We start from the raw sequence: 12,912 nt of genomic DNA on the forward strand, positions 1-12,912 counted from the left end.
GAAGATGCACGTGCATTCGAGTCGTGCAGCGGCACGCGCCCGACCTGCACGCGGACACGGTCCGTCCCCGGCCGTGTCACCGACGCCCACACAGCGGTGCGTCAGGGAGGAGTGGAAGGCATGGAGTGCGCTGAGGCGGTGGCCGACCCGGCCGGTGGCTGGTGGCTCAGGGTCCTGACGCACGGTTCCCGCCGCTGGAACACCCCCGTCTGCGGAGACCGGCACGACGCCGTCACGTGGAGCTTCGAGCCGCGCCCCCACTCGGTGGGGGCCGCGCGCGAGATTTCCGAGGCGCTTCTCCACGAATGGGAGATGCACTACTTGTCCAGCGATGTCGCGGTGGTCGTTTCGGAATTGGTCACCAATGCGCTCCGGCATGGTGGCCCTCTGCCCTTGACAGGGCAGAGCGAGGGCGGTATTCAGCTCTCGCTCATGCGCAGCGGCAGTGAATTCATCTGTGCGGTTCGCGACGGTGGGGACCGGCTGCCGGAGAGAAGGGAAACCGATCTCGACCTGGAGGGCGGCCGGGGGCTTGCCCTGGTGAGCGCTTTCGCGCGAGAGTGGGGCGTGATTCCCACGCCGCCCGGTGGAAAGTTCGTTTGGGCGCAATTCGTGTGAGTGCCGGGGTTCCCGCCGGGCGCCGCGCCGGATCACTCCCGGCGGCGGGCCCTCCCCGGAGGTGCTGGGGGATCCGCCAGCGAGGCGAAGGCACCACTGCTCTATCGTTCTATCGTGTACCTGTAGTGTCTTGTCCGCACGGCAAAGGTGTCCCTTCACACGGATACCCTTGTGCGAGGAATGAGGGAGAGGCGGCGAACGTGGATATCGCTCGATTGCGCCAGGGGAGCGGCCCCACTGTGCGCCGCATGCTGATCGGGCACGAGCTGCGCCAGCTTCGCGAAGCGCGTGGTATCAGCCGAGAGGACGCCGGGAACAAGATTCGGGCATCGGCGTCGAAGATCAGCCGTATGGAACTCGGCCGGGTCGGTTTCAAGCTGCGCGATATCGAGGACCTCCTCAAGATGTACGGGGTCTCCGACCGCAAGAGGATCAAGGAAATCCTCGAAGTCGCGCGCGAATCCAACAAGCCCGGTTGGTGGAAGGAGTACGGGGAGTCACTGCACAAGTGGTTCATCCGCTACGTCGGCTTCGAGGAGGCCGCCGACCACATCCGCATCTACGAGTCCCAGTTCGTCCCGGGGCTGCTCCAGACCGAGGAGTACGCGCGGGCGGTCATCTCCGGCGGAGTGGAGACCGACGAGGTCACCGAGCAGCGCGTCGACGCCAGACTCAAGAGACAGCGGCGCCTGCGCACCGACACGAGCATGCGCATGTGGGTGATCCTCGACGAGGCGGCGGTCCGCAGGCCCATCGGCGGGCCGGAGGCCGGGCGCGAGATCATGCGCGGTCAGCTGGAGTGGCTCATCCAGCTCAGCAAGGAGTACGACAACATCACCCTCCAGATCGTCCCCTTCGCGGTGGGCGCGCACGCGGCCGAGGCGGGATCGTTCACACTCCTGCGCTACTCGGAGTTCGAGCTCGCGGACATGGTCTACCTGGAGCAGCTCACCGACGGCGAGATCATCGACCGCAGGCCGGTGGTGGAGGCCTACACCAAGGCCATGACCCGGCTCAGCGTCGCCGCGGCCACGCCGGACGAGACGCTGGAACTGCTGGAGCAGATGCTGGAGGACCTGGACAAGGAAGTCGGCTGAGCAACGGCGTGGGACGGGAGGAGGGGATCCCGAACACGCTCCCAGGGATACGAGAGGCTCGCCGAGGCGGGCCTTTCCGGGTTTCGGGGCAGGTGCGCGCGGGTGGGCGGCCGGCGGCCGCGGACCGGTCGGGGCGCGGTGACCGGGGAAGGGGTCACCGCCGAGCGGTAACCCCTCCTGTATGTCTCGGGGCGGAACGCGCCCGATGGGACGAAAGGTCCTAGCTGAGCAGGTTGTCGAAGTCCCCGTCCTTGGCGCCCAGAATGAGGCAGTCGATCTCCTCCTGGGTGTAGACCAGCGCCGGTCCGGACGGGAACCGCGAATTGCGTACGGCGATGGAACCGTCGCCGAGGCGGGCCATCTCGACGCAGGCGCCCTGGGAGTTGCTGCGCCGGGCCTTCTGCCAGGCCGCCTCGGTGAGCTGGGTCGCGGGGATGCCGTTGTGTGCGGTCATGCTGCTCCTTTTTCCGTCGAGGGGAACGTCCGTGCTTATGCACCGCCAAATGCACGTGCATTGGCACCGACATGTTCACAAGCATAGCGTGACCCCCGCCACTTGTCCGAGGGTTTGGTGGTATGTAAGCGCCATGTAACCCATGGCCTTCCCACGTGTCGTTCCCATGTATCCCGGGGGCTGTTTCGGCCGGGAGGTAAAGGTGCGTGAGAACACGCGGCTTTCTCCGACCGGGGAACAGGGTGCGAGAACACGCGGACACGCCGGACCGCGGGTGCGCGGGGGCGCGAAAGCGGAGACCCCGCCCGCCGGGAGAGCGGTGCGGGAGGGCGCGGGCACGCGTCGGCCCCGTCGGCCGGGGCGGGAGCCCGGGGCCGACGGGGCCGGTGCGGTGGGACGCGGTGAGGGTCAGGAGCAGGACAGCGCGGTGCTCAGCGCCTCCAGGTTGCCCCGCATGATCGACGGGTAGTCGTCGCCGGGGGAGTCCTCGGTGACACCCTCCAGCGGGTCGAGCACCTCCACCTGTGCGCCGGTCTCGGCGGCGATGGTCTCGGCGGTCGCCGCGGGCATCAGCGGCTCGGTGAAGATCGTCTCGATGCCGCGCTCGTTGACGACGTCGGTGATGGCCGCGATCTGCGAGGGGGAGGGCTCGGTCTCGGGGTCCACCCCGCTGACCCCGATCTGCTCCAGGCCGTAGGCCTCGGTCAGGTAGGTGAAGGCGGTGTGCCCCACGACCACCTCGTCGTGCTCGCAGGAGGACAGCCCCTCCTCGTACTCCTGGCCGATCGCCTCCAGTTCGGCGGTCACCGCCTCCACGCCCTGCGCGTAGCCGTCGGCGCCCTCGGGGTTGACCTCGGCCATCCGGTCGCCGAGCGCCTGGGCGGTCTGGGCCATCAGGTCCACGTCCAGCCAGAAGTGGGGGTCGTACTCGCCGTGGTCGTGCTCCTCCTCGGCGGCGGCCTCCTCCTCCGCGTGCGCCTCGTCCTCGGCGTGGTCGTGGCCCTCCTCGCCGTGGCCGTGCTCCTCCTCGGCGTGCTCGTCACCTTCCGCGTGGTCGTGGCCGCCCTCTCCCGCCGGGTGCAGCTCCACGACGTCGGCGACGTTGAACGCGCTCTCGGAGGCCTCCTGCGCGATCGCCTCGTCCACGGCGGGCTGGAGGCCCTCCACGTAGAAGGCGATGTCGGACTCGCTGACCTCGGCGACCTGTCGGCCCGTCAGCTCCAGGTCGTGGGGCTCGGTGCCGGGCTCGGTGAGCTGGACGACCGCCACCCGGTCGCCGCCGATCTGCTCGGCCAGCCACTCCAGGGGGTAGACGCCGGTGACCACGGTCAGGTCCGCGTCGGCGGGTGAGACACCCGAGTCGTCCGCCCCCTCGCCGCCGCTTCCGCAGGCGGTGATCGTCAGAAGTGTGGCGGCGCCGAGGGCGGCGGCCCGCACGGTTGTCCCAGTTCGCATGGGTCAATTGTCGGAAGAATGAAAACGGTTGTCAATTTGTCTCTTTGGATCGGAACGCTCACGCGTCCCGGAACCGCCGCCCGCGGGCGCGCGGAGCGGGCGGCCGGACGCGGGACCGGAGGCGCCGCGCGGCTCCCCGCCGCCCTCCCCGTCCGACCGGTTTCCACCGCCCCGCAGCGGTTGCGGACCCTCCCGCCGCCGTGCGGCCCGGCTCAGGTGGACTCGGAGAAGCGCTCCACGTCGTCGGTGCGTCCTGCGACCACGATCACGTCGCCCTTGTTCAACACCGTCTCCTGGGTGGCGTAGGTGAACTCCTCGCCCATCCGCTTCACCGACACCACCGTGATCCCGTAGTGCTGGCGGACCCGCGTCTCGCGCAGCGTCTTGCCGATGAGCTCCTTGGGCGCCTTGGTCTTGCCCAGCGAGAAGCCCTCCTCCAGCTCCACGTAGTCGAGCATCCTGCCCGACAGCAGGTGCGCCACCCGCTCGCCCATGTCGTGCTCGGGCAGCACCACGTGGGTGGCGCCGACCTGTTCCAGGATGCGGCCGTGGCGGCGGCTCGTCGCCTTCGCCCAGATGTTGGACACGCCCATGTCCACCAGCAGGGAGGTGGCCAGGATGCTCTCCTCCAGGTGGGTGCCGATGGCCACCACCGCGCTGTGGAACTGGCCCGCGCCCACCTGGCGCAGCGCCTCCTCGTCGGTGGCGTCGGCGATCACCGTGTGCGTGAGCGCGTCGGCGAAGGACTGCACCAGCCGCGGGCTGGAGTCCACGCCCAGGACCTCCCACCCCCGGCTGACCAGCTCCAGGCCGAGCGAACTGCCGAACCGGCCCAGTCCGATGACCAGGACCCGCTTGTCGGTGAGTCTCCTGTGCTGCTGCACGGTGTCCCTTCCTTCCCTCGGCGTGCCCTCAGCCGATGATCGGCCGGGCCTCGGCGAGATCGTAGCGCCGGCGGTGGTCCCGGAAGGCCAGCGCCGTCACGAAGGTGATGGGGCCGATCCGGCCCGCCACCATCAGCAGGGCCAGCAGGAACTGGGCCCACGGCGCCAGGTCCGCGGTGATGCCGGTGGACAGGCCCACCACTCCCACGGCCGACACCACCTCGAACATCACCGGGAGAAGCTCGAAGGGGGTGGTGCGCACCAGCAGCACGGTGGTGAAGGCCACCACCGTCGCGGACAGGAACACCAGGCTCAACGACTGCCGGATCACCTCGGGCGACAGCTGGCGCCCGTAGACGTGCACCTTGTCGTTGCCGCGGACCTCGGCCGCCACCACGAGGAAGATCACCGCCAGGGTGGCCACCTTGATGCCCCCGGACGTTCCGGCGCTGCCGTTGCCGACGAACATCAGCATGATCGTCACCAGCAGTGTGGCGTCCTCCATCTCCCCGGTGTCGACGGAGTTGAGGCCGCCGCTGCGGGGCATCACGCCGTGGAAGAAGCCGTCGACGAGCTTGGCCCACCAGTGCATCTGCCCGAGGGTCTGGGGGTTGTGCCACTCCATCACCGTGACCAGCAGCGCCCCGGCCGCGAAGAGGATCGCGGTGGTGGTGACGGTGAGTTTGGTGTGCAGGCTCCACAGGCGCGGGGTGCGCAGCTCGCGCCGCAGCTCCAGCAGGACGGGGAAGCCGATGCCGCCGAGGATCACCGCGAGGGCGATCGGCACCAGGACGAACGCGTCGCCGGAGAACCGCATCATGCTGTCCCCGTACAGGGAGAGCCCGGCGTTGTTGAAGGCCGAGATCGAGTGGAAGAAGCCCGAGTAGGCGGCCTCCCCGAGCGGCATGTCGTAACCCAGCCACATCCTGGGGGTGATCAGCAGGAACGTCAGGCCCTGGCAGATGAGGAAGATCAGGGCCACCCGGCTGACCAGACCGCGCACGTCGCCCACCCACAGGCTCCGGGTCTCGGTCTGCACGGTGAGCTGCATGCGCAGCCCGAATCGGCGGATCATCGCCGTGCCCAGCAGGGAGGCCAGGGTCATGATGCCCATGCCGCCCACCTGCATGAGCGCCAGGACCACCCCTTGGCCGAAGGTGTTGAGGTCGTTGCCGATGCTGACCACGCTCAGCCCGCACACCGAGAGCGCCGAGGTCGCGGTGAAGAAGGCCTCGACGAACCCCAGCCCCCGGTGGTCGGGCGTGGTCAGCGGGGTCATCAGCAGCGCCGTGCCCAGCAGGTCCACGATCACGTAGGCCATGAGGAACACACGCGCGGGCTGGCGCCACGTGCTGGCCTCACGGGTGGCGCTCAGTTCCCGGCGCAGTTTGTACGACAGCCTCGCCGCCCTGAGCGGCAGGAGCGAGCCGCGCAGCCTGCGCAGCCCCACTCTCAGCCGGTTCTCGCTCATCGCCGACCGCGGGTCGGGAAGGGTGCCACGGTGTCTCCTTAGACGTTCCTGGGCGCGGGGAGGTGTGCCGGAGGGTTGCGATCATGGCACGCCGACGGTCCGTCCAGCATCGTAACCGCGCGGGGGGTGTGCCGGTGGCGCCCGCGGCGGTCTCCACCAGCGGGGACGCGGTCCTGCGAACGGGCCCGCGGCGGCGCCCCGGCGCGGCCCGGCCGCGGTGCCCGGGTGCGCCGCGCCCCAGGTCAGGCGTGGCGTGCACCCTCGTGGTCGGCGTGGCCGGGCGGCTCCAGCTGCAAGGTGGAGTGCTCGACGTCGAAGTGACCGGTCAGGCACGCGTGGAGTTCGTCCAGCATGCGGCCGCTGTCGCGCAGGTGCTCCTCGGCGACCACCACGTGCGCCGACATCACGGGCACCCCGGAGGTGATGGTCCAGGCGTGCAGGTCGTGGACGTCCAGGACGGCGGGGTGCCCGAGCAGGTGGTCGCGGACCTCGCTCAGGTCCATGCCCTGCGGTGTGGCCTCCAGGAGGATGTGCACGGCCTCGCGCAGCAGCGCCCACGCGCGGGGCACGATGATCGCCGCGATGCCCAGTGAGACGAGGGTGTCCACCCGGTCCCATCCGGTCAGCCAGACGACGACGCCGCCCGCGATCACCCCGACCGAGGCCAGGGCGTCGCTCAGGACCTCCAGGTAGGCGCCCTTGACGTTGAGGCTCTCGCGTGCGCCCGAGCGCAGGACGAGCAGCGCGCCGATGTTCATGACCAGGCCGAAGGCGGCCACGGCGATCATGCCCGGCCCGGACACGTCGGCGGGCTCCCGGAGCCGTTCGACCGCCTCCACCACGATGAACCCGCACAGGACGAACAGCACCAGCGCGTTGACGGCGGCGGCGAGGATCTCCGCGCGCTGGTAGCCGAAGGTGCGCCTGCTGGTGGCGGGCCGGGCCGCGATCCACACGGCCACCAGGGCCAGCGCCACCCCGAAGGAGTCGGTGACGGTGTGCCCGGCGTCGGCGAGCAGGGCCAGGCTGTCGCTGAGCGCGGCGCCGACCACCTGGACCACGGCGACGGCGAGCATCATCCCCAGGACCACCGCCAGCCGCCTGCTGTTGGCGGCCCCGGCGGTGACGCCGTGCCCGTGCCCGTGGTCGTGTCCCAGGCCCATCAGCCCTCCCGTCGCGACGTCCTCTCCCGGGGCCGCCGTCCGCGGCGCCCATGGTTCAGCCTCCACTGTTTATACAGCCTGCGCTGTCTATACAGCAAGCCATGTACAATGGTTTTCATGTTGACCTCCGAGCAGCGCCTGTCCGCCATCCAGCGGCTCGGACGCGCCCTGTCCGACCCCACCCGCTGCCGCCTCCTGCTGGCGCTCCTCGACGGTCCCCACTACCCCGCCGGACTCGCCGACCAACTGGGGCTCACCCGCCAGAACGTCTCCAACCACCTCGCCTGTCTGCGCGACTGCGGCCTGGTGAGCACCTCCGCGCGCGGGCGCCAGGTCAGCTACGCGCTCGTGGACGACTCCCTGGCCCACGCCCTGGAGGACCTCCTGCGCGTGGTGTGGGGGACCGCCCAGCCGCACGAGGCCCCCGGGGAGCCCCGGTCCGCCTGAGCGCCGCCGCCGCGGGGGCGCCGGCGGTGACCGGCCCGGTGCGCGTGCCCGGCGCGCGGGCTTCCCGCCGTCGCGGGCCGGGCGCCCGGCTCCCCGCCGCGCCCGCCTCGTCACCCCCGGTGCCTCCGCGTTCCGCGTGTCCGGGTCCGTTTTCCGGTTGGCCGGAAGTTGCCACCGTGATGTCCGTTACAGGGCGCGCCCCCTGTGCGGCCACAGGAAGCCGCATTTCATCCCGTCCGACTCCGACTTACGGATGAGGACACCTACTTTGGTCAGAAACGGACCCTGACAGAAGGCTGACGCTTCCCTGAGACTTCCCTGAATCGTGCGGGGGAAGCCCCAAGTCCCGATATAACGCGACGTATGGTGAGTAGTGCGCCCGGCAGGTGCACGAGGCCCGGGAGAGGCGGCCGACACGGCCGTCCCGCACCCGGCAGCCAGACACCGGCACCCCTGTCACCACACCTTCGATCCCGGTCCCAGCACCGGCGGACGACCGTGTGCTGCCCCGGCGCGTACACGCGCTCGACGACCCACACATCACGGCCCGCCCCGTGTCCGCAGTGAACTAGGAGCGAGAACCTCTCATGTCCAGATCGGCCGCAAGGGCCCGCGCCGCGGGTCTCCCCCGGACGGGGACCGCTGCCACCAGCGTGGAAGGGACCCAGGTATGAACCGCGCCGCGGTCATGTCGCTCGGCAACCGGGCACTGGTCCTGCTCATCACCCTGGCAGTCCTCTTCTTCGGAGTCCTCGCAGCGGCGTCGGCCAAACGCGAGCTCTTCCCCGACATGTCCCTGCCGATGGTGATGGTCTCCGGCACCTACCAGGGGGCCGCCCCCCAGGTGGTGGAGAGCCAGGTCACCGAGCCGCTGGAACAGGCCGTCCAGAGCGTCCCGGGCGTCACCACGGTCACCTCGACCTCCAGCACCGGCTCCTCCCAGGTCACGGTCGAGTTCGACTACGGCCAGGACCAGGACGACCTCGTCCGCCAGACCCAGATCGCCGTCGACCAGGTCGCGGGCATGCTCCCCGAGGGCGTCGACACCAGCGTCATGTCCTTCAGCACGGACATGATGCCGGTCGTGATGCTCGCGGCGGGCGCCGGGGACGGCGACGACCAGGCCATGGTCGACCCGCTGGAGACCCACCTCATCCCCGAGCTGGAGTCCGTCGAGGGCGTGCGCTCGGCGACGATCACCGGCGCGGTGGAGTCCGACGTGGTCGTCACGCCGGACGAGGACGAACTCGCCGCCAACGGCCTGTCCCCGCAGAGCCTCGTGGACGCCCTGCAGTCCAGCGGCCTGCTCCAGCCGGGCGGGGACGTCGAGTCCGACGGCCGCAGCCTGAGCGTGACCACCGGTGACCAGTTCACCTCGATCGAGCAGGTCGAGGAGGTCTGGCTCCAGCCCGCCGCCGCGGGCGCGGACATGTCCGCCGCGGCGCCCGGCGCGCCCCCGGCCGCTCCTGCCGACCCGGTCCGGCTCTCCGAGGTCGCCGACGTCGAACTCGTCCAGGACGAGGCCGCCAGTCTGGCGCGCGTCAACGGTGACCCGAGTATCGGCGTCATGGTCATGAAGACCCCCGACGGCAACACCGTCGAGGTCTCCGAGGGAGTCCAGGCGGTCCTGGACGAGCAGGCCGACGTCCTGGGCGAGGACATCGACATCAGCGTGGTCTTCGACCAGGCCCCCTACATCAACGAGTCCATCATCGCGATGCTCGAAGAGGGCGGCATGGGCCTGCTCGCCGCCGTGATCGTCATCCTGGTCTTCCTGTTCTCGATCCGCTCCACCCTGGTGATCGCGGTGTCGATCCCGGTCTCGGTGCTGATCGGGTTCCTGGGCATGCAGGCGTTCGACTTCTCGCTGAACATGCTCACCCTCGCCGCCATCACCATCTCCATCGGACGTGTGGTGGACGACTCCATCGTGGTCCTGGAGAACATCCGCAGGCACCTGGACTACGGCAAGGAGCGGATGGCCGCGGTCAAGCAGGGCGTGCGCGAGGTCGCCGCCGCCGTGGTCTCCTCCACGCTCGCGACCATCGCCGTGTTCCTGCCGCTGGCCTTCGTCGGCGGCCAGGTCGGCGAGCTGTTCCTGCCGTTCGCGGTCACCGCCAGCCTGGCCCTGGCCGCCTCCCTGATCGTCTCCATCACCCTCATCCCGGTGCTGTGCTACTGGTTCATGCGCCCCAAGGAGATCGGGGACGCCACCCAGGAGGAGATCGAGCGCGAGGAGTACGAGCGGGAGATGCGCAGCCCGCTCCAGCGCGCCTACCTGCCGATCATCCGCTGGATCACCACCAAGCGCAGGACCGCCACGATCACCACGCTCCTCGCCAGCGTCGCGATCTTCGTCGGCACGGTCTTCATGGCCGGCGGCATCGAGACCGACTGGATGGGCCAGTCCGAGGAGAACACCTACCAGGTCGTCCAGGAGCTGCCCCCGGGCACGTCCCTGGAGGTCGCCGACGAGGAGGCGGCCAAGGTCGAGGACCTCCTCGCCGGCTACGCCTGGGTGGAGTCCTACCAGACCAACGTCGGCGGCGGCGGTATGGCCGCCATGTTTGGCGGCGGCGGTGCTGCCCAGGTGGACTACAGCATCACCGCGGACCCCGACACCGACCAGGCCCGCAACCGCGAGGTGCTGCGCACGGCCCTGGAGGACCTGGACACCGAGTACGAGCCGCGCCTGAGCGCCATGGCCGCCATGGGCGGTTCGGGCATCGAGGTGCGGGTCAGCGCCGACGACCAGGACACCCTGGTCGAGGCGGCCGGGATGGTCGAGGAGGAGCTGCGCGGCATCGACGGCGCCGACGACGTCGCCAACAGCATCTCCGAGTCCCAGCCCGCCCTGGAGGTCCGCGTCGACGGCGAGGAGGCCGCCGAGCGGGGCATGACCGAGGCCATGATCGGCCAGCAGGTCACCGCCGCCTTCAACGGACAGAACGTCGGAAGCGTCACCCTCGACGACACGCGCCGCGACATGGTGGTCCGCGTCGACGAGGCGCCCCAGACCGTGGCCGAGCTGGAGGACCTGCCCGTCACGGGCCCGAGCGGCCAGGCGGTCCCGCTGTCCGACGTCGCCGAGGTGGCGGAGGTGCAGCAGCCGCCGGAGCTCACACGGATCGACGGCATCACCAGCGCCACCGTGTCGGCGAGCGCCACCGGTTCCGACCTGGGCGCGGTCAGCGCCGAGATCACGCAGGCCCTGGACACCATGGACCTGCCCGAGGGCGCCACCGCGACCCTGGGCGGCGTCAGCCAGGACCAGAGCGAGGGCTTCGCGCAGCTGATGCTGGCGATGGTCGCCGCGATCGTCATCTGCTACCTGATCATGGTGGCGACCTTCAAGAGCCTGCTCCAGCCGCTGATGCTCCTGATCTCGGTGCCGTTCGCGATCACCGGTTCGCTGGGGCTGCTGCTGGTCACCGGCACCCCGCTGGGTGTGGCGGGCATGGTCGGCATGCTGATGCTCATCGGTGTGGTGATCACCAACGCCATCGTCCTGATGGACCTGATCAACCAGAACCAGAACAACGGGATGCCGCTCAGGGAGGCGATCGTGGAGGGTGCCCGGCACCGTCTGCGGCCCATCCTGATGACGGCGCTCGCGACCGTCGCGGCGCTGACCCCGATGGCCCTGGGCATCACCGGCGGCGGGGCGTTCATCTCCGCGCCGCTGGCGATCGTGGTGATCGGCGGTCTGCTGTCCTCCACCGTGCTCACGCTGATCCTGGTCCCCGTCCTCTACCAGTTGGTGGAGTGGGGCAGGCAGCGCGGTGCGGCCCGCAGGCAGGCGCGCCGCGAGCTGCGCAGGGAGCGTAAGGCCGCGGTCGCCGGGACCGAGCGCACCAAGGAGCCGGTCGGCTGATCCCAGGCCGTTCCCGGTTCGGGGGCGCTCCGCGCACGGCGCGGGGCGCCCCTCGCCGTTGTCCGGGCGGGTCGGCCTCGCTCCGGCGGAGTATCGACCGGCTACGACGGTGCGAACTTGAGTTCGATCATGAAAAATTCGGCAAAAGTGTTTCATGGGACGACTTGGCGGTAGTGGCGTGGTATCCGCGCCCGGCCCGCCGGGCGGGAAGGGTGCGGTCGCCGTGTCCCGTGGGTCTGCGGGTGTGGAAGGGCGGAGTGCAGCGCCCGCCTCCGTGTGCGGAGAGTGACCACACGGGGATCGAAAGATATTTGTCGCGCGACAACTTTTTTCGCCCCGTCGCTTTTGAAGGCGTTTCTGAGGGAACGTACTCCCCGCACGGCGACCGTACCCCGCCCGACGAGAGCTCCCGACAGCGCGTCAGGAGCGAGGGCCGCGCCGCAGGTGCTGACAGGCGACACAAGCACAGAAGGACAGAGCACCGGGGGGTCCTCTCTTGTCCGAGAACACCGCACCGAAGTCCCAGGCCGCCGCAGACCACACGACCGTCATCCCCAGGCCGCGCAGGCCGATGCCCGACGAGGACGCCACGGCGGAGGAGCTGCTGTCCGTACTCGTGAGGCTGGGGGAGGGGGACCCGCAGGCCAACGGGCTGCGTGAACGGGTCATGGTCCTCTACCAGCCGTTGATCAACAAGATCGCGCGCCGCTACGGGGGGCGCGGCGAGCCGCTGGAGGACCTGAAGCAGACCGCGATGGTGGGGTTGGCCAAGGCCGTGCGCGGTTACGACCCGGCCCGCGGCAAGCCCTTCATCTCCTACCTGCTGCCCACGGTGACGGGGGAGATCAAGCGGCACTTCCGCGACCACACCTGGGCGGTGCGGGTGCCGCGCCGCCACCAGGAGAACCGGGTGAAGCTGCGCCGGGTCACGAGCGAGTTCCAGCAGCGGCACGCGCGCACGCCCACGATCGCGGAGCTGGCCCACGAGATGGGGCTGCCCGAGGCCGAGGTCAGCGAGCTGACACAGGTCTCGGAGTCCTACCGGTCGCTGTCCCTGGACGCGCCCGACTCCTCCGATTCCGAGGGGCAGGAGGGCACGCGCCTGGAGGACCACCTGGGCTGTGAGGACGCGGCGCTGGACCGGGTGGTGGAGCGCGAGTCGCTCAAGCCCGCGCTGGGGCGCCTGCCCGCCCGCGAGCGGGAGATCCTGCGGCTGCGGTTCTTCGGGGACCACACCCAGTCCGAGATCGCGGACCGGTTGGGGTACTCCCAGATGCACGTGTCCCGGCTGCTGTCGGGGGTGCTGGAACAGCTGCGCGAGGAGGTCGGCGCGGCCGGACCGGACCGCTCCTGAGGTCTTCCGGAGGGGGCCGCGGGGCCCCTCCTCCGGACGGCGGGGGACCACCCTTCGCGGGCCCGGGGTGGGAAGCGGGAGCAGCGCATCGTCCT

Annotated in this window: 10 protein-coding genes; 5 read left to right on the plus strand and 5 right to left on the minus strand. The window is 70.2% G+C overall.

The genetic code is table 11. The features are described from left to right. Positions 1 to 120 precede the first annotated feature (120 nt). Positions 121 to 618, plus strand: coding sequence for an ATP-binding protein (locus UIS43_RS24155; RefSeq protein WP_013151573.1), 498 nt, complete (start codon positions 121 to 123; stop codon positions 616 to 618). A 248-nt stretch (positions 619 to 866) separates the two neighbouring features. Next, positions 867 to 1,715, plus strand: a complete 849-nt coding sequence (locus tag UIS43_RS24160; RefSeq protein WP_036552062.1) for a helix-turn-helix transcriptional regulator — start codon at positions 867 to 869, stop codon at positions 1,713 to 1,715. A 220-nt stretch (positions 1,716 to 1,935) separates the two neighbouring features. Here the strand turns inward: UIS43_RS24160 and UIS43_RS24165 are convergent, their stop codons facing one another. The 5 genes from UIS43_RS24165 to UIS43_RS24185 all read right to left on the minus strand — a co-directional run bounded on the left by UIS43_RS24165 (position 1,936) and on the right by UIS43_RS24185 (position 7,142). Beyond that, positions 1,936 to 2,169, minus strand: a complete 234-nt coding sequence (locus UIS43_RS24165; protein ID WP_013151575.1) for a DUF397 domain-containing protein — start codon at positions 2,167 to 2,169, stop codon at positions 1,936 to 1,938. Between the two features lie 408 nt (positions 2,170 to 2,577). After that, on the minus strand, positions 2,578 to 3,624 hold the full coding sequence (locus UIS43_RS24170) for a metal ABC transporter substrate-binding protein (RefSeq protein ID WP_232832947.1): 1,047 nt from the start codon (positions 3,622 to 3,624) through the stop codon (positions 2,578 to 2,580). A 212-nt stretch (positions 3,625 to 3,836) separates the two neighbouring features. Beyond that, complete coding sequence (locus UIS43_RS24175) at positions 3,837 to 4,508, minus strand: TrkA family potassium uptake protein (protein ID WP_013151577.1); 672 nt, start codon at positions 4,506 to 4,508, stop codon at positions 3,837 to 3,839. A 28-nt stretch (positions 4,509 to 4,536) separates the two neighbouring features. After that, complete coding sequence (locus tag UIS43_RS24180) at positions 4,537 to 5,979, minus strand: TrkH family potassium uptake protein (RefSeq protein WP_041552261.1); 1,443 nt, start codon at positions 5,977 to 5,979, stop codon at positions 4,537 to 4,539. A 242-nt stretch (positions 5,980 to 6,221) separates the two neighbouring features. After that, positions 6,222 to 7,142: a cation diffusion facilitator family transporter gene (locus UIS43_RS24185; protein WP_013151579.1), complete on the minus strand. Its 921-nt coding sequence runs from the start codon at positions 7,140 to 7,142 to the stop codon at positions 6,222 to 6,224. Positions 7,143 to 7,259: 117 nt separating this feature from the next. Between UIS43_RS24185 and UIS43_RS24190 the strand changes: the two genes are divergently transcribed. The 3 genes from UIS43_RS24190 (at position 7,260) to UIS43_RS24200 (ending at position 12,817) form a co-directional block, all read left to right on the plus strand. After that, positions 7,260 to 7,589 (plus strand): helix-turn-helix transcriptional regulator, encoded by a 330-nt coding sequence (locus UIS43_RS24190; RefSeq protein WP_019606728.1) that lies wholly within the window; start codon positions 7,260 to 7,262, stop codon positions 7,587 to 7,589. 670 nt (positions 7,590 to 8,259) lie between these two features. Beyond that, on the plus strand, positions 8,260 to 11,463 hold the full coding sequence (locus tag UIS43_RS24195; protein WP_013151581.1) for an efflux RND transporter permease subunit: 3,204 nt from the start codon (positions 8,260 to 8,262) through the stop codon (positions 11,461 to 11,463). Between the two features lie 496 nt (positions 11,464 to 11,959). Next, positions 11,960 to 12,817, plus strand: coding sequence for a SigB/SigF/SigG family RNA polymerase sigma factor (locus UIS43_RS24200; protein WP_358455748.1), 858 nt, complete (start codon positions 11,960 to 11,962; stop codon positions 12,815 to 12,817). Positions 12,818 to 12,912: the final 95 nt, after the last annotated feature.

The sequence above is a fragment of the Nocardiopsis sp. LDBS0036 genome (assembly GCF_041228755.1).
GTDB lineage: Bacteria > Actinomycetota > Actinomycetes > Streptosporangiales > Streptosporangiaceae > Nocardiopsis > Nocardiopsis dassonvillei.